General features: G+C 66.1%; 28 protein-coding genes. 16 read left to right on the plus strand and 12 right to left on the minus strand.

Translation table 11 applies throughout. From position 1 onward, the window contains the following. Positions 1–692 precede the first annotated feature (692 nt). The 8 genes from napF to HJ536_RS18455 are packed head-to-tail and all read left to right on the plus strand — an operon-like array spanning position 693 to position 7054. On the plus strand, positions 693–1130 hold the full coding sequence (gene napF, locus HJ536_RS18420; protein WP_228028807.1) for a ferredoxin-type protein NapF: 438 nt from the start codon (positions 693–695) through the stop codon (positions 1128–1130). Continuing rightward, positions 1127–1399, plus strand: coding sequence for a chaperone NapD (locus HJ536_RS18425; RefSeq protein WP_177158882.1), 273 nt, complete (start codon positions 1127–1129; stop codon positions 1397–1399). Before napF ends, HJ536_RS18425 begins: the two co-directional genes overlap by 4 nt. After that, the gene (gene napA / locus HJ536_RS18430; protein ID WP_177158883.1) at positions 1396–3888 is read left to right on the plus strand and encodes a nitrate reductase catalytic subunit NapA; all 2493 of its coding nucleotides are present in this window, start codon (positions 1396–1398) and stop codon (positions 3886–3888) included. The genes HJ536_RS18425 and napA overlap by 4 nt, the downstream gene beginning before the upstream one ends. A 21-nt stretch (positions 3889–3909) precedes the next feature. Then, positions 3910–4725: a ferredoxin-type protein NapG gene (napG, locus tag HJ536_RS18435; RefSeq protein WP_228028808.1), complete on the plus strand. Its 816-nt coding sequence runs from the start codon at positions 3910–3912 to the stop codon at positions 4723–4725. After that, a complete protein-coding gene (gene napH / locus HJ536_RS18440) occupies positions 4722–5621 on the plus strand; it encodes a quinol dehydrogenase ferredoxin subunit NapH (RefSeq protein ID WP_177158885.1) in 900 nt (299 codons plus the stop codon). Before napG ends, napH begins: the two co-directional genes overlap by 4 nt. Positions 5622–5639: 18 nt before the next feature. Further along, complete coding sequence (locus HJ536_RS18445; protein WP_177158886.1) at positions 5640–6077, plus strand: nitrate reductase cytochrome c-type subunit; 438 nt, start codon at positions 5640–5642, stop codon at positions 6075–6077. A 10-nt stretch (positions 6078–6087) separates the two neighbouring features. Further along, the gene (locus HJ536_RS18450; protein WP_177158887.1) at positions 6088–6771 is read left to right on the plus strand and encodes a NapC/NirT family cytochrome c; all 684 of its coding nucleotides are present in this window, start codon (positions 6088–6090) and stop codon (positions 6769–6771) included. 10 nt (positions 6772–6781) lie between these two features. Next, positions 6782–7054: a hypothetical protein gene (locus HJ536_RS18455; protein ID WP_194245728.1), complete on the plus strand. Its 273-nt coding sequence runs from the start codon at positions 6782–6784 to the stop codon at positions 7052–7054. A gap of 59 nt (positions 7055–7113) precedes the next feature. On the opposite strand, the gene HJ536_RS18460 is transcribed toward HJ536_RS18455, so the two are convergent. Both HJ536_RS18460 and HJ536_RS18465 read right to left on the minus strand, forming a co-directional pair. Beyond that, positions 7114–7623, minus strand: a complete 510-nt coding sequence (locus tag HJ536_RS18460) for a DUF2478 domain-containing protein (RefSeq protein WP_228028809.1) — start codon at positions 7621–7623, stop codon at positions 7114–7116. A gap of 1 nt (position 7624) precedes the next feature. Next, entirely contained in the window at positions 7625–8911 is a 1287-nt protein-coding gene (locus tag HJ536_RS18465) for a molybdopterin molybdotransferase MoeA (RefSeq protein WP_177158888.1), read from the minus strand. Positions 8912–9087: 176 nt separating this feature from the next. On the opposite strand from HJ536_RS18465, the gene HJ536_RS18470 reads away from it, so the two are divergent. Next, entirely contained in the window at positions 9088–9786 is a 699-nt protein-coding gene (locus HJ536_RS18470; RefSeq protein WP_177158889.1) for a Crp/Fnr family transcriptional regulator, read from the plus strand. Here the strand turns inward: HJ536_RS18470 and HJ536_RS18475 are convergent. From HJ536_RS18475 to HJ536_RS18520, 10 genes are all read right to left on the minus strand, one after another. Continuing rightward, on the minus strand, positions 9783–10457 hold the full coding sequence (locus tag HJ536_RS18475) for an NnrU family protein (RefSeq protein WP_177158890.1): 675 nt from the start codon (positions 10455–10457) through the stop codon (positions 9783–9785). The genes HJ536_RS18470 and HJ536_RS18475 overlap by 4 nt on opposite strands. A 3-nt stretch (positions 10458–10460) precedes the next feature. Then, positions 10461–10700, minus strand: coding sequence for a cytochrome C oxidase subunit IV family protein (locus tag HJ536_RS18480; protein WP_177158891.1), 240 nt, complete (start codon positions 10698–10700; stop codon positions 10461–10463). Beyond that, complete coding sequence (locus HJ536_RS18485) at positions 10697–11233, minus strand: cytochrome c oxidase subunit 3 (RefSeq protein WP_228028810.1); 537 nt, start codon at positions 11231–11233, stop codon at positions 10697–10699. Before HJ536_RS18485 ends, HJ536_RS18480 begins: the two co-directional genes overlap by 4 nt. Then, on the minus strand, positions 11230–13167 hold the full coding sequence (locus HJ536_RS18490) for a nitric oxide reductase activation protein NorD (protein ID WP_177158892.1): 1938 nt from the start codon (positions 13165–13167) through the stop codon (positions 11230–11232). The genes HJ536_RS18485 and HJ536_RS18490 overlap by 4 nt, the downstream gene beginning before the upstream one ends. 10 nt (positions 13168–13177) lie before the next feature. Next, on the minus strand, positions 13178–13993 hold the full coding sequence (locus HJ536_RS18495) for a CbbQ/NirQ/NorQ/GpvN family protein (RefSeq protein ID WP_177158893.1): 816 nt from the start codon (positions 13991–13993) through the stop codon (positions 13178–13180). A 4-nt stretch (positions 13994–13997) separates the two neighbouring features. Then, positions 13998–15362 (minus strand): cbb3-type cytochrome c oxidase subunit I, encoded by a 1365-nt coding sequence (locus HJ536_RS18500; protein WP_177158894.1) that lies wholly within the window; start codon positions 15360–15362, stop codon positions 13998–14000. Between the two features lie 12 nt (positions 15363–15374). Then, the gene (locus HJ536_RS18505) at positions 15375–15827 is read right to left on the minus strand and encodes a c-type cytochrome (protein WP_177158895.1); all 453 of its coding nucleotides are present in this window, start codon (positions 15825–15827) and stop codon (positions 15375–15377) included. Between the two features lie 76 nt (positions 15828–15903). Then, positions 15904–16725, minus strand: coding sequence for an FAD:protein FMN transferase (locus tag HJ536_RS18510; protein ID WP_177158896.1), 822 nt, complete (start codon positions 16723–16725; stop codon positions 15904–15906). Continuing rightward, positions 16722–17909, minus strand: a complete 1188-nt coding sequence (locus HJ536_RS18515) for an NnrS family protein (RefSeq protein ID WP_177158897.1) — start codon at positions 17907–17909, stop codon at positions 16722–16724. Before HJ536_RS18515 ends, HJ536_RS18510 begins: the two co-directional genes overlap by 4 nt. 11 nt (positions 17910–17920) lie before the next feature. Next, positions 17921–19900 carry a NosR/NirI family protein gene (locus tag HJ536_RS18520; protein ID WP_177158898.1) on the minus strand — a complete coding sequence of 660 codons (1980 nt, stop codon included), beginning with the start codon at positions 19898–19900 and terminating at the stop codon, positions 17921–17923. A gap of 137 nt (positions 19901–20037) precedes the next feature. Between HJ536_RS18520 and HJ536_RS18525 the strand changes: the two genes are divergently transcribed. The 7 genes from HJ536_RS18525 (at position 20038) to ahbB (HJ536_RS18555) (ending at position 26060) form a co-directional block, all read left to right on the plus strand. Next, positions 20038–21807: a cytochrome D1 domain-containing protein gene (locus HJ536_RS18525; RefSeq protein WP_476699539.1), complete on the plus strand. Its 1770-nt coding sequence runs from the start codon at positions 20038–20040 to the stop codon at positions 21805–21807. Between the two features lie 61 nt (positions 21808–21868). Then, positions 21869–22639, plus strand: coding sequence for a uroporphyrinogen-III C-methyltransferase (gene cobA / locus HJ536_RS18530; protein ID WP_177158899.1), 771 nt, complete (start codon positions 21869–21871; stop codon positions 22637–22639). After that, positions 22632–22952 (plus strand): c-type cytochrome, encoded by a 321-nt coding sequence (locus tag HJ536_RS18535; RefSeq protein ID WP_177158900.1) that lies wholly within the window; start codon positions 22632–22634, stop codon positions 22950–22952. The genes cobA and HJ536_RS18535 overlap by 8 nt, the downstream gene beginning before the upstream one ends. Continuing rightward, a complete protein-coding gene (locus HJ536_RS18540) occupies positions 22952–24100 on the plus strand; it encodes a cytochrome D1 domain-containing protein (protein ID WP_177158901.1) in 1149 nt (382 codons plus the stop codon). Before HJ536_RS18535 ends, HJ536_RS18540 begins: the two co-directional genes overlap by 1 nt. Before the next feature lie 3 nt (positions 24101–24103). Then, entirely contained in the window at positions 24104–25090 is a 987-nt protein-coding gene (gene ahbB, locus HJ536_RS18545) for a siroheme decarboxylase subunit beta (RefSeq protein WP_177158902.1), read from the plus strand. A 2-nt stretch (positions 25091–25092) separates the two neighbouring features. Next, positions 25093–25566 (plus strand): Lrp/AsnC family transcriptional regulator, encoded by a 474-nt coding sequence (locus HJ536_RS18550; protein WP_177158950.1) that lies wholly within the window; start codon positions 25093–25095, stop codon positions 25564–25566. A gap of 11 nt (positions 25567–25577) precedes the next feature. After that, positions 25578–26060 carry a siroheme decarboxylase subunit beta gene (ahbB, locus tag HJ536_RS18555; RefSeq protein ID WP_177158903.1) on the plus strand — a complete coding sequence of 161 codons (483 nt, stop codon included), beginning with the start codon at positions 25578–25580 and terminating at the stop codon, positions 26058–26060. Position 26061: the final 1 nt, after the last annotated feature.

The raw sequence follows: 26061 nt of genomic DNA on the forward strand, positions 1-26061 counted from the left end.
CGTGGATCGTGGATCGTGGATCGTGGATCGTGGATCGTGGATCGTGGATCGTGGATCGTGGATCATTTCAGCACGCGGGCCATTTCCCCATCAGGGATCTTTGCAAGCCTCCAACGCTCGATGAGCACACGTTTTTAGATGCTAAGCTGATTGTAAACGGCTTCCATTGCAGCATCTCTCCATTAGATAACTCTCTGTTTCGATAAAGAATTTGCACTTCGGATGTGAAGCCACCGCTACACGCCCGATCGGCCCATAGCCAAGATTATGTATTATTCGGGGGCTTTCCAGCGTTTTCGGAGCGGTCTGCATCTGAAATTGCTTACGACGGCTATGTTGCCGATTGCTCGGCGGTAGGCACTTTGAATGTAAGCCGATCCATGAAGTGGTCCTTGGGGCCGTCACATTGTGGAAAGACGTGGAATTCCAAATCAACGCGATCCGGCTCTGCAGTCATCGAGGACTGTTGGCCATTTCTCTTGGATACGCTTCTTCGACTGTTGCAGGCGTTTGACGGGCCATGATTATTATTCATATACTTGAATGCGTTATCTACCATGATTCAGATCAAGGTCGGAATAAAATGTGGATTCTATCCACGCTGGAAAGCACCTGATTGGATTCACCTTATGCGTTGCGGCGTTCACAGACGCGCTTTTCTGACGGGCCAGGTTACCCCCGAGTTACCGGCCATGACACCGCCCGGCTCCGGCGGCGATTTCCTACGTCTGTGTGATGGCTGCGGCGCCTGCGCCGATGCCTGTTCTGCGGGGATCATCGTAAAGGGCAAGGTCCCCACAGTCGATTTCGACCGTGGCGCCTGCACCTTTTGCGGTGAGTGCATCGCCGCCTGTCCCACAGATGCCCTCGAGCCCGAACGCCTCTCCGACTGGCCATGGCGCGGCGTGATCATCGACAATTGCCTTTCGCTGAACGGCATCGCCTGCCGCGCATGCGAAGACGCCTGCGACCTGCGGGCCATCCGGTTTCGCCTGATGACCGGTGGACGATCCGCCCCCGTGCTTGACCAAAGTCAATGCACCGGTTGCGGGGAATGCGCATTCACCTGTCCGGCTGAAGCGATCCGCTTCAAGCTGGTTGAAGCTTCGGAGAGGGAGACCCTGCAATGAACATCTGTGGATGCCTTGTCCACCTTGCCCCGGCCTTCCGCGACAGCGCGCGGGATGCCATCGCGGGCCATCCCGGCGTCGAGATCCATGCCGAGACGGAGGATGGCCGCTTCGTCGTCACTGTCGAGGACACCGACACCGCCCGCGCCTCCGAGACCATCATGGCGCTGCACCAGGTGCCGGGCGTCGTGTCACTTTCGTTGACTTATCACAGTTTCGAAGACCTTTCCGAACCCCAATCCGAACTCGAGCCGGAGTTGACCGCATGACCGTTTCCCAATCCCGCCGCGCCTTCCTCAAGGCCTCCGCCGCCGCATCGACCGCCGCCGCTGCCGGGCTGACCCTGCCCGTGGACGCGCAGGCCCAGCAGGCGGGCAATGCCGGCATCCGCTGGGACAAGGCGCCCTGCCGTTTCTGCGGCACCGGCTGTTCCGTGCTCGTCGGCACCAAGGAAGGCCGCGTCGTGGCCACCCAGGGCGATCCCGACGCGCCGGTGAACCGCGGCCTCAACTGCATCAAGGGCTACTTCCTGTCGAAGATCATGTACGGCCAGGACCGGCTGACCACGCCATTGCTGCGCAAGACCAACGGCGTCTATGACAAGAACGGCGAGTTCGAGCCGGTCAGCTGGGACGAAGCCTTCGACGTCATGGCGTCAAAGTGGAAGGAAACCCTGAAGGAGAAGGGCCCGACCGCCGTCGGCATGTTCGGCTCGGGCCAGTGGACGGTGTGGGAAGGTTACGCCGCCGCCAAGCTGATGAAGGCGGGCTTCCGTACCAACAACATCGACCCGAACGCGCGGCATTGCATGGCCTCTGCCGTGGTGGGCTTCATCCGCGCCTTCGGGATCGACGAGCCGATGGGGTGTTATGACGACTTCGAGCACGCGGATACCTTCGTGCTCTGGGGGTCGAACATGGCGGAGATGCACCCGATCCTGTGGTCGCGCCTGACCGACACCCGCCTGACCAAGCCCGGTGCCGAGGTGCATGTGCTCTCGACCTACGAACACCGCTCATTTGAACTGGCCGACAACGGCATGGTCTTCCGCCCGCAGTCCGACCTCGCGATCCTGAACTACATCGCCAATTACATCATCCAGAACGACGCGGTGAACTGGGATTTCGTCAACGCGCATGTGAACTTCAAGAAGACCGATACGGACATCGGCTACGGTCTGCGTGACGAGCACGAGTTGCAGCAGGCCGCCGCCAACCCCGACAGCGGCAAGCTCTCGGACATGACCTTCGACGAATATGCCGCCTCGGTCGCCGAGTATACGGTGGAGCGCGCCTCGGAGATTTCCGGCGTGCCGGCGGCGCAGCTCGAACGGCTGGCGCAGCAATATGCCGATCCGGAGCGCAAGGTGATGTCGCTCTGGACCATGGGCTTCAACCAGCACACACGCGGCTCCTGGGTCAACGGGCTGATGTACAACGTCCATCTGCTGGTCGGGAAGATCTCGGAACCGGGAAACTCGCCGTTTTCTCTGACCGGCCAGCCCTCGGCCTGCGGCACCGCGCGCGAGGTTGGCACCTTCGCCCACCGCCTGCCCGCCGACATGGTGGTCACGAACCCCGAACACCGCGCCCATTGCGAGGAGGTCTGGGGCCTGCCCGAAGGCACCATCCCCGATAAGCCCGGCTTCCACGCCGTGTTGCAGAACCGGATGCTGAAGGACGGCAAGCTCAACGCCTACTGGGTGCAGTGCAACAACAACATGCAGGCCGCGCCCAACATCAACGAGGAAGGCTTCCCCGGCTATCGCAACCCTGCCAATTTTATCACGGTGTCGGACCCCTATCCGACCGTCACCGCCATGGCTGCCGATCTGATCCTGCCCACCGCCATGTGGGTGGAGAAGGAAGGCGCCTACGGCAACGCCGAGCGCCGCACGCAGTTCTGGCGGCAGCAGGTCAGCGCCCCGGGCGAGGCGCGCTCTGACCTGTGGCAGCTCATGGAATTCTCGAAACGCTTCACGGTCGAGGAAGCCTGGGGCGAGGAGCTGCTGGCGCTCAAGCCGGAACTGCGCGGCAAGACGCTCTACGAGGTGCTCTTCGAGAACGGCAAGGTGAACGCCTACCCGCTCACCGAGACCGCCGAAGGTTTCGAGAACCAGGAGGCGCAGCACTTCGGCTACTACGTGCAGAAGGGATTGTTCGAGGAATATGCCGATTTCGGGCGCGGCCATGGCCACGACCTCGCGCCCTTCGACATGTACCACCAGGCGCGCGGCATGCGTTGGCCGGTGGTCGACGGAAAGGAAACGCTCTACCGCTTCCGCGAGGGCTATGACCCCTACGTCGAAGACGGCAAGGGCGTGCAGTTCTACGGCAAGCCCGATGGCCGCGCGAACATCATCTTTGCCCCCTTCGAGGACGCAGCCGAGGTGCCTGACGATGAGTTCGACCTCTGGCTCTGCACCGGCCGGGTGCTGGAGCACTGGCATTCCGGGTCGATGACCCGCCGCGTGCCGGAACTGCACAAGGCCTTCCCGTCTGCAGTGGTTTTCATGCATCCCGAGGATGCCAAATCGCGGGGCCTGCGGCGTGGGCAGGAGATCATGATCTCCACCCGTCGCGGCGAGATGTTGTCGCGTGTCGAGACGCGCGGCCGCAACAAGCCGCCCAAGGGCCTCGTCTTCGTGCCGTGGTTCGACGAGGGCCAGCTGATCAACAAGCTGACGCTCGACGCCACCTGCCCGCTGTCCAAGGAAACCGACTTCAAGAAATGCGCCTGCAAGGTTGAGCGCGCGTAACCAATTGAACGGATAATGAAAATGCCCAGCTCCTCCCCCATGTCGCCCGCCCGCCGGAGGTTCCTGACGGACACCGCCCGCATGGCTGGCGGCTGCGCGGTGGCGGGGCTGGGCCTCGCCTACATCACCAGCGATGCACGCGCCCTGCCCGCCGAGGCGCTGCGCCCACCGGGCGCCCTGCCCGAGGACGACTTCCTCTCGGCCTGCATCCGCTGCGGGCTGTGTGTGCGCGACTGTCCCTATGACACGCTGAAACTGGCCGAACTGGGCATGGATGGCCCCGCCACCGGCACGCCCTTCTTCACCGCGCGCGAGATCGCCTGCGAGATGTGCGAGGACATCCCCTGCGTCGCCGCCTGCCCGACCGGCGCTTTGGACAAGTCCCTGACCAATATCGACGATGCGAAGATGGGCACCGCCGTGCTGGTCGATCAGGAGAATTGCCTGAACTTCCTGGGGCTCAGGTGCGACGTATGCTACCGGGTCTGTCCGGTGATCGACGAGGCGATCACGCTGGAGGTCCGCCACAACGACCGCTCCGGCCACCACGCCATTTTCGCGCCGACCGTGGCCGCCGACAGATGCACCGGCTGCGGCATCTGCGAGAAATCCTGCGTCCTGCCCGAGGCGGCGATCAAGGTCCTGCCGATCCGCCTCGCCCGAGCCACAAGCGCCGACCACTACCGCAAGGGCTGGGAGGAACAGGCAGAAAAGGGCGGCCCGGTGCTGGACGGCATCATCGACCTGCCCGACCGCCTGCCCGGACCGGGGACGGACAACCTCGCCGCGCCGGGTGGTTACGAACCCGCTTTCAAACTGCCGGGGGCGGGCCAATGAGCGCCAAGACGAAATCCCCCGTCGGGGTCGAGGCCATCGCCGCAAAGGGCTGGCTTGGCGCGCATAAATGGCTGATCGCCCGACGCCTGTCGCAAACCGCGTTCCTGATGTTGTTCCTCGTCGGGCCGTGGTTCGGCTGGCGCGTCGTGGACGGCACCTTGGCCGGGTCCAGGACCCTGAACATCCTGCCGCTGACCGACCCCTTCATCACTCTCCAAGGCAGCGTCGCCGGACACTGGCCGGAACTGACGGCGCTGATTGGCGCGCTGATCGTCCTCGCCGCCTATGCCCTGATCGGCGGGCGCATGTATTGCTCCTGGGTCTGCCCTATCAATCCCGTCACCGATGCCGCCCACTGGCTTCACGACCGGCTCAACATGCCGAAAGGCTGGCAGCCCAAGCGCCATACCCGCCTTTGGCTGATGGCAACGGTGCTCGTCACCTCCGCCCTGACAGGCACCATTGCTTGGGAAGTGATCAACCCGATCGCCATGCTCCATCGCGGCCTCGTCTTCGGCATGGGCGCTGCATGGGGCGTCGTCATCGCGGTGTTCCTCTTCGACCTCTTCGTATCACGGCGCGGATGGTGCGGGCACCTCTGCCCGGTCGGGGCCTTCTACGGTCTGCTCGGGCAGAAATCGCTGCTGCGCGTCTCCGCCCCCAACCGCGCCGCCTGCGACGACTGCATGGACTGCTTTGCCGTCTGCCCGGAGAACCACGTCATCACCCCGGCCCTGCGCGGCAAGGACGGTGATACCCCCCTGATCCTCGCCCCCGATTGCACTAATTGCGGGCGCTGCATTGACGTCTGTTCCGTCGATGTCTTCACCTTCACCCATCGCTTCGACGACCGCATGTCGGTCGCCACACCCGACGCTGCCAACAAGGCTGCCTGACCAAAACGGAGAGCAAACATGAAACTTCACGTCCTTGCGGTTGCCTCCGCCCTTGCCGCCACCCTGACCTTCGCGGGCTTCGTGGGTGCGCAGCAGTCGGGCGGCGTGACCTCGCTGCGTAATGCCGCCATCGACGAGACCAATGCCATCGAGGACACCTATCACCAGGACGAGGGTCGCGAGCCGCGCAACTACCGCCAGCAGCCGCCCATCGTGCCGCACTCGATCGACCAGTACCAGATAGACCTGCGCACCAACCAGTGCCTGAGCTGCCACGACTGGACCGTCGCCGGGGATCGCGGCGCGCCGACCCTGTCGATGACCCATTACATGGACCGGCAGGGCAACCAGCTCGACACCGTCGCGGGCACCCGCTGGTTCTGCAACCAGTGCCACGTGCCGCAGGCCGATGCCCCCGCGCTGGTGGGCAACACTTTCAAGCCATCGTCGAACTGAGGGGGCCGACATGTCCGACACGAACAAGCGCGGCCTCCTGCGCCGCCTCTGGGAGGGCTTCTGGAGCCCGGCCGCCGTCCTCTCCACCGGGTTCCTGCTGATCGCGGGCTTCATCGCCGGGATCGTCTTCTGGGGCGGCTTCAACTGGTCGCTGGAACTGACCAACACCGAGGAATTCTGCACCTCCTGCCACACGATGGAGACCAACCTCGGTGAGTACCGCGAGACCATCCACTACAACAACCACTCCGGCGTGCGGGCGATCTGCTCCGACTGCCACGTCCCGCATGAATGGCAATACAAGATGAAGGCCAAGATCATGGCCGTGAAGGACGTCTACCACGAGCTGCGCGGGACGATCTCCACCCCCGAGAAATACGAGGAACGGCGGCTGGAGATGGCCTCTGCGGTCTGGACCAAGATGAAGGCCAGCGACAGTCGTGAATGCCGCAACTGCCACGCCTTCGAGTACATGGATTTCACCATCCAGGAAACGCGCGCCGCGCAGAACCACCAGAAGGCCATCGATACCGGCATGACCTGCATCGACTGCCACCAGGGCATCGCCCATGACCTCGCGCCCGGCTACCTCGAGGAATACAACCACGTGGTGCAGAAGCTGGCGGCGAAGGAGCATGATGCCGACATCGACGTGGCCGGGATCAAGGCGTTCCTCGGCACGAAAGCGGAGTGAGGACAGACCCATGTTGAGCATTCTCGACCTTCTCGGCACCATCGGCGCGGCGGCGCTGGGGCTTCCCGGCATCCTCGGCGTGGCCCTCGGCATGACCACGCGCAACCCGCTGGTGGCGGGGCTGCTCGCCGCCATGGTCGGCGTGGTGTCACCGCTGGTACTGGGCGGATCACATTCGACCCATGTCGCCATCACGCCGCTGGAATACGGCGTGGCGCTGGTCATCGGCGCTCTGGCGGGACTCGTCGGCTGCGCCATCCGCCGCAAGGGCGCGACGGTCTGAACAACGGAAACACACTGCGCCCGGCCTTGCGGCGGGCGCAGTGATCCGGTCGCGGGAACTCAGGCAGGCACGCGCTCCGTCAGCCAGCCGTGCAGCATTTTGTCGTCCGGCTCGAGCTGCGTGGCCATCCCTCCGGCCCAGGACAGGAAACCCTCGTGGTTCAGCCGGTTGACCGCCGTCAGCACCGGCACGCCGCGCTCCATCGCCAGCCCGAAGGCTTCACACAGCCCCCTTCCCTGGCATTCCTGCGCGCCGAACTTGTTCACGATCAGCGCATCGGCGCCCGTCTCCAGCGCCCGCATCACCCAGGCGGCGGCATCCTCCAGCGAGGCGGGATCAAGCCGGCATCCGCGCGACCCCGTCCCGAGCTTCTGCGCGATGGCGATTTCCGGACCCTGCGGCAGCACGGCGAGGTCCATGTCGCAGGGATGATCCTTGCCTTTCGGAGCGCGGCTCTGGACGATGCCCGCCACGACGCGCCCCTCGGCGGTCAGCCGCGCCGCGAGGCCGCTCAGCAGCGGATCGGTGCTGCCGCGCTCCAGCGACAGGATATATCCGAGACGGCTCATGTCAGACTCCATCGGGAAAGGGCAGGAAATCAACGAGGTCCCCCTCGTCCAGAGCTTCGACCTCCGCGGGGATGAGCGCAAGCCCGTCCGCCGCAATGAGGGGCGTCATCCGCGCGGAGTGCACGGCATCGCCCAGAATGAGTTGGCTGCCAGAGCGGTCACGTCGTGCCGGGCGCGCCTCGAGCCTTCCCGGACGGTGGGTCACCGGCGCGGCCAGCGGCAGGCGTTGCAGGGGCGCCGGGGCCGCACCGGCCAGCCGATCGATCAATGGCAGGCCAAGCAGGGTAAAGGTGACGAAGGCCGCCATCGGGTTGCCCGGCAACCCCAGCCAGTGCGCCGTGCCGAAATGGCCCAGCGACACCGGCTTGCCCGGTTTCACAGCGACACCCGGGATGGTGATCTCGCCGCCCAGATCGGCGATTGCCGCGCGCATGTGGTCTTCCCCGCCCACCGACAGCCCGCCGGTGGTGATCACGAGGTCGGCCCGCGCCGCCGCCTCTGCCAGCGCTGCGACATGGGCGGCGTGGGTGTCCTCGATGCAGACGTGCGACACGAGGTGTACATCCGGACGCAGCATCAGGGCTGCCAGCAGCGGCCCGTTCACATCCGTGATTTCGCCCGGCGACAGCACTACCCCGGCCGGACGCAGCTCGTCTCCCGAGGTCACCACCGCGACCCGCAACCGCTTGCGGACCGGCACCGTCGCATGGCCGACCGAAACCGCCGCCGCCAGCGCGCGCGGTGTCATGCGCAGCCCCGCAGGCAACACCTCTGCGCCGGGCTCGACCTCCTCGCCCTTGCGGCGGACGTTTTCCCCCGGGGCGGGACGCCGGACGATGGTGATCCAGCCGGCCGCGTGGTGAACCTCCTCCTGCATGATCACCGCATCCGTGCCCTCCGGGATCGGCGCGCCGGTAAAGATCCGCACCGCGCCGCCGTTCGACCGCGCACCACGGCCGCCCGCCGGAACACGCCCGGTCAGCCGCACCTGCCAAGGCCCTGTGCCCTTCAGCGCGTCGAGGCTGACCGCGTAGCCGTCCATCGCCGCGTTGTCGAAGGCGGGGACCGCCTGCACCGCGCAAAGCGGCTCTGACAGGACACGCCCGAGCGCCTGACCCACGGGCAGGCGTTCCATGCCGTAGGTCCGCACGGTCACGGCGGCCACGCGCGCCCGAGCCTCGTCCAGCGACAGGACCTTCGAGCCGCCGCATCCGCAGTCGCAGCGCCTGTTCATCTCGCCAGCCCTGTCATTGGTCTTTGCACCGGCGTTCCGGAAGTCGTCCTTCATGTCAGCCCCGTCCCGAAGATGTTTCCGTGATTCTGCTATTAATCCGGCTTTCACGGCGGCGACTTGATTCATGACAAGGCATGGCAGCGTTAACTCTTTATCCGGTGCCCTGAGTGAACCATAAACAATGCGACCATCCCGGCGACGGGATGCACGACAATCTCCCGGGGGAAACCATGCTACCCGAAGACCGCCGCATCGCGTGTCAGTCTCTCTTGTTGTCCGGCCTGCCCGAGGACAGCCGCGAGCGCCTGCTCGACGGGGCGCATGTCACGGAGTTCGACCGGGGCGGGACGATCTTTCTTCAAGGTGAGCAGGCGCGGTCGATCTATATTGTCGTCGAGGGCTGGGTGAAGCTATACCGCATCGCACCCTCGGGGGCAGAGGCCGTGGTGGGGGTCTTCACCCGTGGTCGCAGCTTCGGCGAGGCGGTGGCCTTCCGTTCCGACCTCTACCCGGTTTCGGCGGAAGCCGTGACCCCCTGCCGAGTGATCCGCATCGAGGCCGCGCGCATGTTGCGTCAGATCGAGCATACTCCGGGCCTCGCCACGGCGATCCTGTCCGCGACCTTCACGCACCTGCATTCGCTGGTGGCGCAGGTTGAAGGGCTGAAGGCCCGCACCGGCGCGCAACGTGTGGCGGAATTCCTCTGTGAACTCGCCGATTGCGGCGAGGGCGGCTGCACCGTCACCCTGCCCTATGACAAGGTCCTCATCGCCGGACGCCTGGGCATGAAGCCCGAGAGCCTCTCCCGCGCCTTCGCCAAGTTGAAACACCACGGCGTCACCATCCGGCAGAACAACGCCACGATCGACGACCTGGCCGCCCTGCGCGACTATGCCGAGGACGACCCCGCCGCCGCCTGGACACGCTAAGGAACGGGAACCACCCCGATCACCGGCCCATGCAGCTGCCACAGCACCGCCCAGCCGACCAGTGCCCCCACGATCCGCGCCCAAGGCAGCGGACCAAAGCGCACATCCGGCAGCGCGCCAAACGGCACCAAGGAGGTGTGCCGCGTCAAGGCCTGCCACCCCGCCTCGCCCAGCACTTTCCGCCGCCGCCGCTCGACAATCGCCATCCCCGCCAGCGAGAACACGGCGAACACCCCGAACAGCACCACATGCGCGACATCGCCATTCGCCCACAGGTGCGCCCCCGACCACAGCAGCAGCGCCCACAACAACGGCTGCCGCGTCACCCCGGCAATCCCGGGCCGCTCCGGATCGAACCCCGCGCTTCGGCCCTCGAAGGCAAACGGGTTCACTGCCCCCACGCCCAGCACCGTCAGCAGCCCCGCCAAGGGCATGACGACATTCACCCCCCAACGCGCCGCCCGCGTCTGCTCCCACAACTCGACATAAGGTGCGCGACCCGCCGCCGCGATCACCCACCAGAGCAACCCCAGCGACACAACGCTGAACACCACCATGTAGCCCCGCAGCCCCAGCCGCGCGACCAGCGCGTCTTTCACCCCAAGCATCGGCGGCAGCCGATGCGAGGCCAGGAACACCCCCATCGCCAAAGCGAATTCCAGCCAACCCATGCGTTATCCCACCACGCTCAACCCGATCAGCGCCACCATGAACGCGCCAAGCCCCAGCGAAAACCCCCGTCGCCATCCGGGCACGTGCTGCAAACCAAGGTAGACGTCCAGCACCACCCGCGCCTTCGCCCAGGCCAGCAGCAGCACCACGACGACGAACAGCCGCCCCTGCCCCATAGCCGCCATCCCCGTGCTCGCCAGCGACAGCGCCACCAGAACCAGCCATGCCTTCGTCACGCTCATAACAGGTACACCACCGGGAACAGCAGCACCCAGACGAGGTCCACCATGTGCCAGAACTGCGCCCCCGCCTCGGTCGTCGCAGGCGCGGGTCGCACGGCGACGAAGCCCAAAATCACCACCCCGGCCACCACATGCGCCACGTGAAAGCCCGTCAGCAGGTAGTAGAACATCCAGAACGGATGGGTCTCGAAACTGATCCCCTCCGCCGCCTTCGCCGCATACTCCGCCCCCTTGATGAACAGGAACACCAGCCCCAGCACACTGGCCCCGATCAGTAGCCAACGCGCCCGGACAGCCTCTCGCGCCTCGACGGCCAAGGCCGCGAGCCAGCCGGAACTCACCAGCACCACGGTATTCACCGCCGCCCCCGCCGCGTTCAGATGAGACTGCGCCGCGTCAAACCCCTCCGGATCGGTCAGCCAGGCCGCCCGCAGGGCGACAAGCCCCGCGCCGAACACCGCCAGCTCCGACAGGATCAGCACCCACATCATCACCTCGCCGGGCAACTGGCCAGAGGCTTGGGCGCGGCTCATCCCGCCACCAACTGCCGGTAGATCTCCGGCAGCGCCTGCGTCAGCCGATCCGCATTCGGCACCAGCGCATAGCCGCCCTGCCCGAAGATCCTCGGGAACCAAGCCTTGGCCTGCCGATCCACCGTGATGCCGAACACCGCGTGCCCCGCGCGCCGCGCCTCCAACACCGCCTTGCGGCTGTCCTCGATCCCGTGCCGCCCCTCGTAATGGTCAAGGTCATTGGGCTTGCCATCTGTGATGACCAGCAACAGCCGCCGCTTCTTGGCCTGCCGCGACAGGTCCGCCGAGACGTGCCGCATGGCCGCGCCAAGCCGCGTGTAGAACCCGGGTTTCAAGGCGGCAATCCGCGCCTCGACCGCCCGCGTCATCGGCTCTCCGAACCCTTTGGCCTCCTGCACGTAGACGCGGCTCCGCTTCAGCGAGGAAAACGCGTGGATGGCAAAATCATCGCCGCAGGCTTCCAGTCCCCAGGCCATGGCCGCCAAGGCCTCGCGTTCGACGTCGATCACCGACCGCCCGTCATGGCCATGGCCCGGAATCGCCGCCTCGGTCGACCGCGACACGTCCAACAACAAGGACACGGCGAGGTTCCTCTGCTGCGGGCGCGACTGCATCCATACCCGGTCCGACCCCTGCCCGGTGGCGCGCAGCTCGACCGTGGCCCTGACCGCGCGCTCCATGTCCAATTCATCCCCGTCCGGGTGGCCGGGGGTCCAGATGCGCCCCGGACGCAGCGCCTCGAACTGGCGTTTCACCGCCGTGATGCGCCGCTGCGCCTTCGGGTCATGCTGAAACGCCGCCTCCCCCTCGGGCAGGCGCGAGGCGAGAACGCGGGCATGACTGGGCAGGTAGGCACCCGTCCGCACGTCCCATTCCGGGTAGGTATGCTCAGAAGACAAAGCCTCCCGGTCCACGTCCTCCGGCGCAAGGTCGAGGTGCAGTTTCAGTTTCGTGGCAGGCGCTTTGGACACCTGCCCCAACCCGATTTCGTCCTGGTCATCCGCCGCTTTCTTTGCGTCCTCGTTGTCGTCCTCCTCGATCCGGCGGTTGAGGTTGACGAACTCGGCAAAGCTGAGGATCGCCTCGAACTTGTGCAGGATGAAGCTGTCCTTGCGCTCCACCTGATCGGACTTCCGCCGTCGCGCCTTCCGCGCCGGGCCATCGTCGCTGACCTCCGCCTGCCCTTCCGTCTCGCGGCTCTCCACCGCCGACCCGTCCGACCGCGCCAGCGCGCGCACCTCGGGCCACAAGGGCACGGGCCGGAAAGGCCGATAGCGACGGGGCGCCTTCAGCGCCGCCACATCGCCCGTTTCCACGGCCTGCATCAGCTCCGACTCCACGCGCGGACCGCCCAACATCCAGAGGATGACGTCTTCGACGTCCTGCTCAACGCCCGGCAAAACCGGCGTCCGACGAACCGCCAACAGCGCCGCGCACAAATCCCGATACAGCGCTCGAAAACCCGGCGCCTCCTCAAGGGCGCGTTCGACCATCTGCAACGCCCGGTGCAGCGCCAGCGCATCCGCCTGCACCGGATCATCCGGCATATCCCCGGCGCGGGCCTGCGACGCCACCGCCGCCAGCCAGACATACAGCGCCGCGTTGGCCTCGCGCACCGGGAACACCGCGAGCGAGGCAGGCAGCCGCAGCGCCGCACCGTCAAACGAGGCCCTCGGCATCTCTTCGGCCCATGTCCCCAACATGCGTTTCAGCGACAGCCGATGGCGCGAGGTCTCCTCCGCCACCGGCTTCACCTCCACGGCGGGGTCGCCCCCAAGGCCGCGGAAAAGGATTGCCAGCCACCCGCCGACCTCGGAAAGGTCGACGCGGGCTCCGTCGTGGACGCGTGGCGCGTCCAGGCGGCTGGCATAGGCGTGCCACAGTTTCCCGACCGTCTCTTCGGGTTCCCATGGCTCGATCTCGATCCGTGTCATCGCATGTGCCTCACCCGAAGATGGCGGTGACAAGATCGCGAAGCCCGTGTTTCACGTCCGCGTCATCCGTAAGCGGCTCTATCATCGCGGCGTTTATGGCGCGTTCGACCGGCATTCCCCCGGCAATGAGCGTCGCGGCATAGATCACGAGGCGGGTCGAAACCCCTTCCTCCAGGTCCTGCCCCTTCAACTCGCGCAGCTTGTTCGCAAGACGCACCAGCGGCTTGACGCGCTCCTCCGACAGGCCGGATTCGGCCACCACCACAGGAGTTTCATGTTCCGGCCGGGGGAAGTCGAACTCCACCGACAGGAACCGCTGCCGCGTGGACGGCTTCAATGTTTTCAGGATGTTCTGGTAGCCGGGGTTATACGACGCCACCAGCATGAAGCCCTTCGCGGCCTCCAGTTCCTCGCCGGTGCGGTCGATCGGCAGAATGCGCCGGTCGTCGGTCAGCGGGTGCAGGACGACGGTGACATCCTTGCGCGCCTCCACCACCTCGTCGAGGTAGCAGATCGCGCCTTCGCGCACCGCTCGCGTCAGCGGACCATCGACCCAGACCGTCTCTCCACCCTTGAGCAGGTAGCGCCCGATCAGGTCGGCGGCTGACAGGTCGTCATGGCAGGCGACTGTGTAGAGCGGCCGCCCCAACCTTGCGGCCATATGGGCGACGAAGCGGGTCTTGCCGCAGCCCGTCGGCCCCTTGAGCAGCAGCGGCAGGTCCTGCGCCGCTGCCGCCTCGAAAATCGAAACCTCATCCCCTTGCGGGAGATAGAAGGGGGCGTCTGTGGGGGCGCTTGCCGCCCCCACCTGTGTGATCGCGTTCATCGCCTCACTCCGCCGGTTCGGCATGGCCGGGCGTGATCACCTCACGCCGGGGCACCATGACCGCGTAGATGAAGAGCACCGCGCCCAGCACCACCGCTACGCCAGACCCGAACCGCATCACGTAGAAGATCCACAGTTGGTCCTGAACGTCCATGTAGGCCTCGCCGTTCACCCGTTGCAGGTGCGTCTGCACGGTGCCCGCAAAGGTCAGTGTAAAGGTCATGAAGACCACGCCGCCGGACATCAGCCAGAAGCTCGCCATGTTCAGCACCTGGTTGAACACGTCCCGGCCCAGCAGGGACGGCATCGCGTAAGTGATGATCGCGAGGTTCAGCGCCACGTAAGCGCCGTAGAAGGCAAGGTGCCCATGCGCGGCGGTGATCTGCGTGCCGTGGGTGTAGAAGTTCACCCCGTGCAACGTGTGCAGGAAGCCCCAGACGCCCGCGCCGAAGAACGCCAGCGTGGCACAGCCCAGGCTCCACAGGAGCGCAGCCTTGTTCGGGTGATCCCTGCGCCCCTTCCACACCATGACAAAGGCGAAGGCCATCATGGCAAAGAACGGCACCACCTCGAGCGACGAGAAGATCGAGCCGATCCACTGCCAGTACCCCGGCGTGCCGATCCAGTAGTAATGGTGCCCGGTGCCGAGGATCCCCGAGAACAGGGCGAGGGCGGCAATCACGTAGAGCCACTTCTCCACGACCTCGCGGTCCACCCCCGTCAGCTTCAGCATCAGGAAGGCAAGGATCGAGGCCATCACCAGCTCCCAGGTCCCTTCAACCCAGAGGTGCACGACATACCACCAGTACATCTTGTCCAGCGCCAGGTTCGCCGGGTTGACGAAGGCGAAGAGGAACAGCAGCGCGAGCCCCCAGAGGCCGAGCAGCAGGATGTTGGTGATCGCGGTCTTGCGCCCCTTCAGCACTGTCATCGAGATGTTGAAGAGAAAGATCAGCGCCGCGACCACGATGCCCGCCTTCACCCACTTGGGCTGTTCGAGGAACTCGCGCCCCTCCTTGCCCAGCAGCCAGTTGCCTTCGAAGAGGTTGAACGTGTAGGTCAGCACCACGCCCAGCGTGCCCAGCACGAAGATCGCCAGTTGCAGGTAAGCCAAGGTGGGCGAGTGGATCTCGCGTTCCGATTCCTCCGGCACGAGGTAGTAGGCCGCGCCGAAGAAGCCGAGCAGCAGCCAGACGATCAGGCTGTTGGAATGCAGCATCCGAAGGATGTTGAAGGGCAGGAGGCCGGACAGGAAATTCCCGTCGACATAGACCCAGCCCATGGTCAGGCCGACGATGACCTGCACCGCGAACAGCGCCATGGCCACGACAAAATAGGCCAGTGCGATCTTTTGCGTTTGATATTTCATGGCGAAACTCCCTCAGCCCGCATCGTTCGGCGGCCAGTCCTGCGCGCGGATGCTGTCCGTCCACAAAAGGAAGTCCGACAGCGCGCGGTATTCCTCGTCGGTCAGGTCGAAATGCGGCATCTGCCGCCGCCCCTCGATCCCCGTGGGCATGGAGTCCATCCAGCCCTTGAGCATGTCGAAGGCCCCTTCGGGGTCATCCTGCACGCCCCAGCGGGTCATGACATTGGCCAGTTCCGGGGCAAAATAGGCACCCTCGCCCAGAATCGTGTGGCAGTTGATGCAACCGTTTTCCTCCCACAGCCGCTTGCCGTGCACGACGCTGTCAGACAGCGCAGCGACATCGGTGGACGACGTTGTGATGTAACGGTGCGATTGGGCGGTGAGCCCGATGAAGATGAGAATGAAGAACAGTGAGCCGCCGTAGAAGATATTGCGGGCCATGCTCTTCGTCATGACTTCGCGCATTGCGCCGATCCTTCCCTTTCCTTGCACTGGGTCCGTTGTGCCGGGGCGCGGGTGATTCATCCTTAACGAAAGTCAATCAGGCGACGGATTCGACGCGCGCTTCGGGGAATTGCATCAAGGCGCGGTCAATCTCGGCTTGGGTCATCAGGCAGAAGGCGGTGGACAGCGCATCGGCCAAAGCCGCCGAAGGGGCTGAGACGCTGACGGTGTCGTGCAACACGCTGCGCTCGGGGTGCAGGATATGCGGCCTGCCATCGGCCAGAAGGGTGGCCCAGGGCGAGGAGGTGGCCAGCGCGCGGTCCTGCAAGGCGAGGCGCTTGAGCACCGTTCCGTCAGCGGCGGCGATGCCCACCGGATGCGCACCGAGCGCCATGATCTCGCCCGCGTCGATCAGCACGTCCGTCAGCCCTTCGGCCCTCACGATCTCCGCCAGCTGGTCCGCCGCATAGCCTTGCGCCACGCCATTGAAGGTCAGCGCCATGCCGGGCGGCAGACAAAAGTTGCCAACTGACAAGTCCGCAAGCTCCCAGCCCGTCACGATATTCTTCGAGTCGGCCCAGTATGACTGCACGCAAGGGCTGAATGCGCCGCCCGTTGCCTGATGCACCCGATCGGAGAGCGCCACGAGGTCGCGCAGCACCCTGCCGGGATTGACCAGAACGCCTGTCCGATTCAGCCGCACCAGGTCGGAGGCGCGATGCAGGGAAGCGGCCGCCTCGATGCGCGCCAGCGCGCGGGCGACCCTGCGCCAGACCCTGCGGGCGCGCGCGGCATCCAGCCCTGTAAGGGTCACCGAAACTTCGGCCCCCATGGCCCTCGTCGTCCAGCGCAGCGGCGCGGCCCCGGCGGGCGTGGCCAAGGCGCAGGCAGAAAGCGCGAGGAAGCGGCGGCGGTTCATGCCTTTGCCGCGCTGACCTTCGCCCCCCAGAACACCGGCGTGAGCGCCAGCGTGTAGAGGAGGAATCCAAGCGTCCAGAGCGCCCCTGCGGCCAGCAGCGCCGGGAGATACAGTCCGGGCACCAGCGCACCAAGCATCCGCAAAAGCGCCGCCAGCGGCACGAGTCCATAGGCCAGCGCCACCGGCCTCGGCGCGACCAGCGCGCGGCCCGAATGGCCGAGAGCGGCGCGACTCATCACTGCCAGAGTCATGCCGCCGATCCCGCCAATGGCGAGGAGGTGCAGCGCGGCGATCTCCGGAACGATTTCTGGCTCGACGCCCAGACCCGACAACCCCCACAGAACCAGCCCCAGCGCGTTCAGCGCATAGGAGAGGTGCAGAACCCAGAGGATCGGCTGACCCAGCGTCCAGCCGCCGCGCCAGAGCGCCACCCGGAGCAGTGCGATCGCGCCAGCCAGCAGGGCAAGCCCGGCGGCGAGGCTGTCGAACCCGAAAAGCAAGGCCGGGGCGGCGAGCAGCGCGGGCGCGATGCTGACAGCGGCAAGGGGCATGGGATTGCGCGGCAGGCGGTCTTCGCGGCCTGTCCGGATCATGGCGTTGCGGGTGAAGGCAGGCGTCACCCGACCGCCGAGGATGACGATCAGCGCCGCCAACCCGAGCAGCCCGGCCCGCGCGCCGGTGAAGGCGGCCCCCGGCATCAGCCCGAGCCAGTCGAGATGCATGAAGAGGTCCGCGACCCAGATCAGCGCGATGGCGGCGAGGATCAGCATCTGCGGCGGCTTTGGGCGCTTGAGCAGCATTGCCAGCACCTTGCCCGCCACCACCGGCAACACCGTGAGGTCGATCAAGGCCACCAGCCCGAGCGGCAGCGCGCTCGAGACCCACATCGCCAGACGCCCCGCCAGCCACAGGCCCGACACCACGGCGAAAAATGCTGTGGAGGCGTCCCGCGCCTTGGTCCAGTTCGGTGCGGCGGTCAGTAGGAACCCCGCCAGCGCCGCCGAGCCGTAGCCGAAGATCAACTCGTGCGCGTGCCATTCGGAGGCAGCCATGGCGTAGGGTTCCGGTCTAAGGCCCGCCAGCCAGAGCTCCCAGAGGAGCATGGCAGCCACGGCCCAAGCCCCCGCGAGGAAGAAGAAAACGCGGTAACCCGCCGATATCAAACGCTTTCCGGGCTCGAACATGGACACTCTCCTCATGCGGCGCGCGCCCGGCGTTTCAGCACCGGGCAGGTGGCGCAATCGTTCATGATGACCTGGCAGCGCAGGCACAGGACACATTCGTTTGGGTTGATCCGGCCGACGCCGTCGATGGCGCCGACGGTGCATTTCGCCTGGCAGAGGCGGCATTCCCGGCCACATTGCGGGCGACGGTGCAGCCAGTCGAAGACCTTCAGCTTTGCGGGTATGCCGAGGCCGGCGCCGAGCGGGCAGAGGTAGCGGCAGAAGAAGCGCTCGATGAAAAGGCCCGCGCCGAGCAGGAGCAGGACGTAGAGGACAAACGGCCAGGCACGCAGGAAACGCAGCGTTATCGCGGTCTTGAACGGTTCGGCCTCGGCGAGCAGGACCGCGTCGGTCATGGAGTGGAACGACAGCGCGACGAGGACGACAAACAGCGTGTACTTGATGATCCAGAGCCGTTCATGCAGCGCTTGTGGGACTTCGACCTGTTGCACGCCCAGACGGACGGCGGCATTGTTCAGCAGTTCCTGCAGCGCGCCGAAGGCGCAGAGCCAGCCGCAGTACACGCCCCTGCCCCAGAACAGCAGCCCCAGCGCCACGAAGCCCCAGAGCAGGAAGATCACGGGGTCGACGAGGAAGGTCTCCCAGCGGAAACCGTTCAGGAGGGCGTGCAGGAAGGCAATGACCTGCACCACGCTGAGTTGCCCGCCGAGGCCCCAGCCGAGGATCACGAGCGTGCAGGCGAGATAGCCGAGGCGGAAGCTGCGCCAGAGTCTCGGGCGATGCGTCAGCGCTTCCTGCCCGAGGAAGGCCAGCGCAAGCACGGCCAGCATTGCGCCGGTGAAGAAGATGGCTGGGCGGTCCTCACGCCAGGCGCTGCGCCAGAGCGGTTCAGGTTCGGGCGGCGGGGCGCGGCGAAAGGCTTCGGGCAGGCTGTAGTTGACCGGGATGGTGAGGGTGACGCGGCCCGTGGCGGTGGGCCGTTCGGCCAGCACCTCCACCTTGAGCGATTGCAGCGGATCGAAATCCGGCGGCAGGCGGAAGAGGCTGATTTCCCTGATCTCCGGCGCACCGTCGGCCCGTAATCGGTCGACGCGGATGTAGCGGTCCTCCGTTGGTTGCCAGCGCGTATCGCCCTGCACCACGCTTACGCGATCAAAGACCCCTGTTTTGCGCCAGTCGGTGCCGCGATGCGATTGCGCACCGACGGAGGCGAGGAAGAGCACGGTCTCGCCCGCCGCCAGGGACCCGACGGCGGCGGTGAATCCCTGCTGGCCGAGCAGCGTCTGGCCCACGCTCGGCGGGTCGATCAACCCGGTCCAGAGATGCAGGAAATCGCCGCTCCCAGGGGGCACCGGCACCTTGGCCCCTTCCAGAGCGTGCGCCGCTTCGGTCATGCTGACGCGGACCTCGGAGATCGCGCCCATGGCCACGAGCCCTGCCCAGTCGCTGCGGCTGTAGCTGAGCCGATCCACCCCGCCGCCCGTTTCGATCAGCCCGCGCGCGGCGGCCAGCGCGCGCGCCGTGCGCAGGATGCCGTCCCGGATCACGCCCGTCGACACGGTGGCGCGGCTGATGACCTCCGGCAATGCGTCGGGCGAATCGTCGGGCACCGGCGCGTGCAAGTCGTAACCCTCGAAGCCCGCGACATAACTTTGGATATCCGCCTCGGCGATGCCCAGCGTCAGCACCGGTTCGGAATGGCTGACGAGGCGGGCGCCCGCGATGGTCGCCTCGGGCGTCAGGGCCAGCAGCACGTCGAGCGGCCTCCCCGAGTAGCCCACCGTTTCCGCCACCTCCCAGGTGGAGGCGACATGTCCCACGACCCGGCCGTCCTGCCGCACCAGCCAGCCGGGTACGCCCTCCCCGACGCGTTCCAGCGTCGCGGGGCCGGTCAGATCCAGCAGGGCAACCGCCTCGTCCGCAGTCAGGGCACACGCGGCGGATGCAAGGAGGCCGAGCCAGAGACCCAGCAGACGGGAAAGAAGGCGCATTGCAAATGCCTGTTTTCATTCGCTTCACGGATCAAATTGCCCGGGATCGCGAAAGGTCACCTTAACCGAAGTCAAGGACCGGAGTCGCGGTATGCGCGAAACAACCCCTGCCTCACCTTCGGAAACGGAGACATTCGATGACTGCCCGAACCCAACCCGGCCCGCTCAAGACCGTCCGGCACGTGCTGCTGACGACGGTTGCCATGGCGCTGGCCGCTGGCGCCGCCTTTGCCGAGGATAAGCCTGCCGCCGAGCACGGCTCCTCGCCTGCTGCACAATATGAACCCTCGATGACCACGCTGTCACAAATCCAGGTCGAGATCCCGGGCCGCAAGCCCGATGACCCGGTGATGACGCAGGACGAATTCCAGCACGCCAGCGAGATCTATTTCCAACGCTGCGCGGGCTGCCACGGCGTGTTGCGCAAGGGCGCGACCGGCAAGCCGCTGACCACCGACATCACCCGCGACCGTGGTTATGACGCCCTGGAAGCGTTCATCACCTATGGCTCGCCCGCGGGGATGCCGAACTGGGGGACCTCCGGGGAGCTGTCCGAGGACGAGGTCAACCTGATGGCCCGTTACCTGCTGCTCGACCCGCCCGCCCCGCCGGAGTTCGGCATGGACAAGATGCGCGAGAGCTGGAAGCTCATCGTCGCCCCGGCGGATCGTCCGACCGAGAAGATGAACGATATCGACATCGACAACTTGATGTCGGTGACGCTGCGTGACAGCGGCCAGGTGGCGTTGATCGACGGCGCGACCTACGAGATCCACGCCGTGATCGACACCGGGTACGCCGTTCACATCTCGCGCATCTCCGCCTCCGGTCGTTACCTCTTTGTCATCGGCCGCGACGCGCTGGTGAACATGGTCGACCTCTGGATGGAAACCCCCGCCACCGTCGCCCAGATCAAGGTCGGCTCCGAGGCGCGGTCCATCGAGACCTCGAAATTCGAGGGCTTCGAGGACAAGTACGCCATCGCGGGCAGCTACTGGCCGCCGCAATACGTCATCATGGACGGCGACACGCTGGAGCCGCTGAAGATCGAATCCACGCGCGGGATGATCTACGACGAGCAGACCTACCACCCGGAACCGCGCGTGGCGTCGATCGTGGCTTCGCACTTCAAGCCCGAGTTCATCGTGAACGTGAAGGAGACGGGCAAGATCCTGCTGGTCGATTACTCCGACATCAAGAACCTGAAGGTGACGGAGATCGAGGCCGAGCGCTTCCTGCATGACGGCGGGTTCGACAGCACGCACCGCTATTTCCTCGTGGCGGCGAATGCCCGTGGCAAGGTCGCGGTGGTCGACACCAAGGAAGGTGAGCTGACCGCGCTGGTGGAAACCGAAGGGGCCACGCCGCACCCGGGCCGTGGCGCGAACTTCGTCCACCCGGAGCTGGGCCCGGTCTGGGCCACCTCGCACCTTGGTGACGAGACGGTCGCGCTGATCGGCACCGACCCCGAAGGGCACCCTGACCAAGCCTGGAAGATGGTGCAGAGCTTCGAGGCGCTTGGCGGCGGGTCGCTCTTCATCAAGACGCACCCCACCTCGACGCATCTTTACGTCGATGCGCCGCTGAACCCCGAGGCCGAGATCACCGGGTCGGTCGCCGTTTTCGACATCTCGAAGATGACCGCCGGGGCCGAGCCCGAGTACACCGTCCTGCCGATCGTGGAATGGGCGGGCATCACCGACGGCCAGCCGCGCGTGGTGCAGCCCGAGTTCAACAAGGAGGGCACCGAGGTCTGGTTCTCCGTCTGGAACGCCAAGGACAAGGAATCGGCCATCGTCGTGGTCGACGACAAGACGCTGGAGCTGAAGCACGTGATCAAGGACGAGCGCCTGATCACGCCGACCGGCAAGTTCAACGTCCTGAACACCCGCGCCGACGTCTACTGACCCCAAGGGGGGCCGAGCACATCGGCCCCCCTCCCCGCACCTCCTGACAGGACACCGAGCCATGAAAGACCTCTCCTGCGGCAAAGTCTCCCTCGTGGGCGCAGGCCCCGGCGACCCCGACCTGCTGACGGTCCGCGCCCTGCGCCTGCTGACCGAGGCCGACGTCGTGGTCTACGACCGCCTCGTCTCGCCCGAGATCATGGCCCTGATCCCGGCACGCGTGGACCGGATCGACGTGGGCAAGCTGCCGACATGCCACAAGGTTCCGCAGGAGCAGATCAACGACATCCTCGTGAAACTCGCCCGCCAGGGCCAGCGCGTCGTGCGCCTCAAGGGCGGCGATCCATTGATCTTCGGGAGGGGCAGCGAAGAGGCACTTGACCTCGCGGCCGCAGGCATCGACTACGATTACGTCCCCGGCATCACCTCGGCGCAGGGCGCGTCCTGCGCGACCAAGGTGCCGCTGACCCATCGCGGCCTTGCCACCGGCGTGCGCTACGTCACCGGCCACCGGGCCCGCGACGCGGCGCTGGACCTCGACTGGGAAAGTCTCGCAGATACCGACACCACCCTCGTCGTCTACATGGGCACGATGAACATCGCCGAGATCTCGCACAACCTGATGGCCCACGGCATGCCGCCCGTGCTGCCCGTCATGGCCGTGGCCTCTGCCACCACCCCGCGCGAAAAGCGCCTGTTGTCAACACTTTGCACCCTCTCCGTCGACATGGCGGATGCAGGCATGAACGCCCCCGTGCTGTTCATCATCGGCCATGTCGTCACGCTCTACCCGGCGGAGGCCGCGTCCCTCGCGGAGGCCGCCTATGCCTGACGGTGTGATCCCCCTCGGCCTCGTGATCGTGCTGGCGCTCTGCGCCGGCGCGGTGCGGGCGGAGGTCGCGTCCGCGCGGGCCGCCGAGCTCGAACACATGGTGATCCAGGATTGCGGCTCCTGTCACGGGCTGACGCTCAAGGGCGGGCTCGGCGCGCCGCTGACCCGCGAGGCGCTCGACGGGGCCGATCCCGAAACCCTTCAGGCGATCATCCTCGACGGCGTGCCGGGCACCGCGATGCCGCCCTGGCGGCCGCTGCTGAGTGAACCCGAGGCGCGCTGGATCGCCGATTACCTGCTGGAGGTGAAGTGATGAAATCGTATCTTTGGGCTGCGCTGCTGTCGCTCTCGCCCTTTGCCGCCCTGGCCGAGGATGCCTTTGCCACGGGAGACCTCGGGCTGGTCGTCGAACGCGCCACCGGGTCGCTGCTGTTGCTGGACCGCTCCGAGCATGCGGCCCTGGGGCGGATCGAGGGGTTGGGCGACCTGTCGCACGCGTCGATGACCTACTCGCCGGACGAGCGCTTCGCCTATGTCTTTGGCCGCGACGGCGGTTTGTCGAAGGTCGACATGCTGTCGCGGCAGGTGGTCGCCCGGACCATCCAGGCGGGGAATTCCATCGGCGGCGCGATCTCCGACGATGGCCGGCTCGTCGCCGTGTCGAACTACACCCCGGGCGGGGTGAAGGTCTTCGACGCCGAGACCTTGGCGCTGGTCGCCGACATCCCCGCCGAGGGCAAGACCATCGGCCTTGCCGACCTGCCCGGACGCCGCTTTGCCTGGGCGGTCTGGGACACGGGCCATGCCTTCGTCGGCGACTTCTCCGGCCCGGAACCCGTCATCACCGATCTTGGCAAAGTGGGCGAGAACCCCTTTGACGCGGTGGTCACCGATGACGCGCATACGTACCTGGTCGGCCTCTTCGGGGAAAAGGGCGTCAGTGCCATCGACCTTTGGGACGACACGCCCAAGCCCCGGAAATTCCTCGAAAACTACGGCAAGACCGAGGACGACATGCCGGTCTACAAGATGCCCCACCTGCAAGGCTGGGCCTTTGCGCAGGGACAATTCGTCCTGCCTGCCGTGGGCCAGCATGAACTGCTATGGGTGGACCGCGACACGCTGGTCGAGACAGGCCGCACCCCGGTGCATGGCCAACCCGTCTTCATCATCGCGCAGCCTGCCTCGCCGTATGTCTGGGTGAACTTCGCCACGCCGCTCAATGACGTGGTGCAGGTGGTGGACAGCCGCACCCACGAGGTGGTGAAAACCCTGAACCCGGGCAAGGCGATCCTGCACATGGAATTCGCCCCACGCGGGGCCGAGGCGTGGATTTCGTCCCGCGATGACAACGCCATCCTTGTCTACGACACCCACACCTTTGCCCAGAAAGCCCGGATCGAGGCGCAGTCCCCGTCCGGCATCTTCTTCACCGCGCGCGCGCATCAACCGGGGCTGTAAACCATGCTGGACCGTTTCGACACGCTCGACCAACGTCTGCTGGACGATTTCCAGCGGGATTTTCCCTTGACCCCGCGCCCCTTTGCGGTACTGGCCGAAAACCTCGGGACCGACGAGGACACCGTGCTGGCGCATTTGAGCGCGATGCAAGCGGACGGGCGGATTGCCCGCGTCGGTGCCACGGTACGGCCCAACACGGCGGGGGCCTCGACCCTTGCCGCCATGGCGATCCCCGAGGAGCGGATCGAACAGGTGGCGGCGCAGGTCAGCCGCCGGCCCGCGGTCAACCACTCCTATCTTCGCGAGCATGACTGGAACCTCTGGTTCGTTGCTGCCGCGCCCTCGAGCGACGCGCTGGCAGAAGACCTCGCGCGGATCGAAGCCGATACCGGTTTGCCGGTGCTGGACTTGCGGCTGGTGCGGCCCTTCAACATCGACCTCGGCTTTCCGCTTGCTGGTGAGCGGCGCTGTATGACCACGCGGGCGGAAGTGGACCAAGGCGCGCTGCGCGAGAGTGACCGGCCCCTCTTGCACCTGCTGAGCCAAGGCCTGCCGCTTGACCCACGCCCCTATGCGCAGGTCGCCGCGATCCTTGGCTGGTCCGAAGGCTGCGTGCTGACCCGGATCGACGCGCTGCTGGCGGCGGGCATCCTGACGCGGCTTGGCGTGATCGTGCGGCACCGCGCCGTGGGCTGGACATCGAATGCCATGGTGGTCTGGGAGGTGCCCGAGGATCGCATGGTCGCGGCGGGCACGGCGCTGGCGCAGGTGCCGGGCGTGACCCTGTGTTACCAGCGCCGCACCGTCGCCGGGCTCTGGCCCTACGGCCTGTATTCCATGATCCACGCAAGGTCGCGCGGCGAGGCGCTCGAGGTGCTGGCCCGTGCCGCCGCCCTGCCGGAACTGGCCGGTGTCGACCACCTGCCGCTGTTCTCGCTGCGCTGCTTCAAGCAGACGGGCGCGCGGCTGGCAGAGGAGAAAGCCGCATGATGATGCGCCGCCAACCGCTGGCCGCCGGGGTGCTCGGCCCCACAGACCGCGCCGTTCTGAACCGCCTTCAGGACGGGTTCCCGCTGGACGATCAACCCTTTGCCACGGTCGGAGCGGAGCTGGGCCTGACCGAACAGGAGGTCATCGACACGGTGATGCGCCTGCGCGACCTCGGCGCGATCACGCGTTTCGGTCCGTTCCTCGATGCGGCGGCCATGGGCGGAGCCTTCTGCCTTTGTGCGATGGCGGTGCCGGAGGAGCGTTTCGAGGAGGTCGTGACTTTGGTCAATGCGCATGACGCCGTGGCACATAATTATCAACGCGATCACGCGCTCAACATGTGGTTCGTCCTCGCCTGCGACAGGCCGGAACGGATCACCGCCGAAGCCGACGCGATCGAGGCGGAGACGGGGCTGGCCGTTCTGCGCTTTCCGAAACTGCGGGAGTTCTTCATCGGCTTCCGCGTGACCGCCTGAGAGAGGGACAGATGCTGGACGCCATCGACCGCAAGATCCTCAAGGCCACGCAGGGCGGGCTGCCGCTGGTGCCGCAGCCCTATGCCGAGGTGGCCAAATGGCTGGGCCTCGCGCCGGAGGAGGTGACACGCCGCCTGTCTGCGATGCAGGAGACGGGCGTGATCCGGCGCATCGCCGTGGCCCCCAATCACTACGCGCTCGGAATGGTGGCCAACGGAATGAGCGTCTGGGACGTGGCGGATGACACTGCCGAAACCTTGGGCGAACAGGTGGGCGCGCTGCCCTTTGTCACTCATAGTTATCTGCGCCCGCGCGCCCTGCCGCAGTGGCCCTACAACCTGTTTGCCATGATTCACGGTTCTGACCGGGCCGAGGTGGAGGCGCATCGGGCTGATATTCGCGCGATCCTGGGCGATGCGCTTCGTAGCGACGACAACCTCTATTCCACGCGTATCCTGAAGAAGACTGGAATGCGCCTGCAGGGAGACGGCTGAG

This window comes from Donghicola mangrovi, assembly GCF_013377535.1.
GTDB lineage: Bacteria > Pseudomonadota > Alphaproteobacteria > Rhodobacterales > Rhodobacteraceae > Donghicola > Donghicola mangrovi.

Excerpts from the sequence above, each read along its gene's own strand:
- napF (WP_228028807.1), top strand. The coding sequence starts at position 693 with ATGACACCGCCCGGCTCCGGCGGCGATTTCCTACGTCTGTGTGATGGC.
- HJ536_RS18425 (WP_177158882.1), top strand. The coding sequence starts at position 1,127 with ATGAACATCTGTGGATGCCTTGTCCACCTTGCCCCGGCCTTCCGCGAC.
- napA (WP_177158883.1), top strand. The coding sequence starts at position 1,396 with ATGACCGTTTCCCAATCCCGCCGCGCCTTCCTCAAGGCCTCCGCCGCC.
- napG (WP_228028808.1), top strand. The coding sequence starts at position 3,910 with ATGCCCAGCTCCTCCCCCATGTCGCCCGCCCGCCGGAGGTTCCTGACG.
- napH (WP_177158885.1), top strand. The coding sequence starts at position 4,722 with ATGAGCGCCAAGACGAAATCCCCCGTCGGGGTCGAGGCCATCGCCGCA.
- HJ536_RS18445 (WP_177158886.1), top strand. The coding sequence starts at position 5,640 with ATGAAACTTCACGTCCTTGCGGTTGCCTCCGCCCTTGCCGCCACCCTG.
- HJ536_RS18450 (WP_177158887.1), top strand. The coding sequence starts at position 6,088 with ATGTCCGACACGAACAAGCGCGGCCTCCTGCGCCGCCTCTGGGAGGGC.
- HJ536_RS18455 (WP_194245728.1), top strand. The coding sequence starts at position 6,782 with ATGTTGAGCATTCTCGACCTTCTCGGCACCATCGGCGCGGCGGCGCTG.
- HJ536_RS18460 (WP_228028809.1), bottom strand. The coding sequence starts at position 7,623 with ATGAGCCGTCTCGGATATATCCTGTCGCTGGAGCGCGGCAGCACCGAT.
- HJ536_RS18465 (WP_177158888.1), bottom strand. The coding sequence starts at position 8,911 with ATGAAGGACGACTTCCGGAACGCCGGTGCAAAGACCAATGACAGGGCT.
- HJ536_RS18470 (WP_177158889.1), top strand. The coding sequence starts at position 9,088 with ATGCTACCCGAAGACCGCCGCATCGCGTGTCAGTCTCTCTTGTTGTCC.
- HJ536_RS18475 (WP_177158890.1), bottom strand. The coding sequence starts at position 10,457 with ATGGGTTGGCTGGAATTCGCTTTGGCGATGGGGGTGTTCCTGGCCTCG.
- HJ536_RS18480 (WP_177158891.1), bottom strand. The coding sequence starts at position 10,700 with ATGAGCGTGACGAAGGCATGGCTGGTTCTGGTGGCGCTGTCGCTGGCG.
- HJ536_RS18485 (WP_228028810.1), bottom strand. The coding sequence starts at position 11,233 with ATGAGCCGCGCCCAAGCCTCTGGCCAGTTGCCCGGCGAGGTGATGATG.
- HJ536_RS18490 (WP_177158892.1), bottom strand. The coding sequence starts at position 13,167 with ATGACACGGATCGAGATCGAGCCATGGGAACCCGAAGAGACGGTCGGG.
- HJ536_RS18495 (WP_177158893.1), bottom strand. The coding sequence starts at position 13,993 with ATGAACGCGATCACACAGGTGGGGGCGGCAAGCGCCCCCACAGACGCC.
- HJ536_RS18500 (WP_177158894.1), bottom strand. The coding sequence starts at position 15,362 with ATGAAATATCAAACGCAAAAGATCGCACTGGCCTATTTTGTCGTGGCC.
- HJ536_RS18505 (WP_177158895.1), bottom strand. The coding sequence starts at position 15,827 with ATGCGCGAAGTCATGACGAAGAGCATGGCCCGCAATATCTTCTACGGC.
- HJ536_RS18510 (WP_177158896.1), bottom strand. The coding sequence starts at position 16,725 with ATGAACCGCCGCCGCTTCCTCGCGCTTTCTGCCTGCGCCTTGGCCACG.
- HJ536_RS18515 (WP_177158897.1), bottom strand. The coding sequence starts at position 17,909 with ATGTTCGAGCCCGGAAAGCGTTTGATATCGGCGGGTTACCGCGTTTTC.
- HJ536_RS18520 (WP_177158898.1), bottom strand. The coding sequence starts at position 19,900 with ATGCGCCTTCTTTCCCGTCTGCTGGGTCTCTGGCTCGGCCTCCTTGCA.
- HJ536_RS18525 (WP_476699539.1), top strand. The coding sequence starts at position 20,038 with ATGACTGCCCGAACCCAACCCGGCCCGCTCAAGACCGTCCGGCACGTG.
- cobA (WP_177158899.1), top strand. The coding sequence starts at position 21,869 with ATGAAAGACCTCTCCTGCGGCAAAGTCTCCCTCGTGGGCGCAGGCCCC.
- HJ536_RS18535 (WP_177158900.1), top strand. The coding sequence starts at position 22,632 with ATGCCTGACGGTGTGATCCCCCTCGGCCTCGTGATCGTGCTGGCGCTC.
- HJ536_RS18540 (WP_177158901.1), top strand. The coding sequence starts at position 22,952 with ATGAAATCGTATCTTTGGGCTGCGCTGCTGTCGCTCTCGCCCTTTGCC.
- ahbB (WP_177158902.1), top strand. The coding sequence starts at position 24,104 with ATGCTGGACCGTTTCGACACGCTCGACCAACGTCTGCTGGACGATTTC.
- HJ536_RS18550 (WP_177158950.1), top strand. The coding sequence starts at position 25,093 with ATGCGCCGCCAACCGCTGGCCGCCGGGGTGCTCGGCCCCACAGACCGC.
- ahbB (WP_177158903.1), top strand. The coding sequence starts at position 25,578 with ATGCTGGACGCCATCGACCGCAAGATCCTCAAGGCCACGCAGGGCGGG.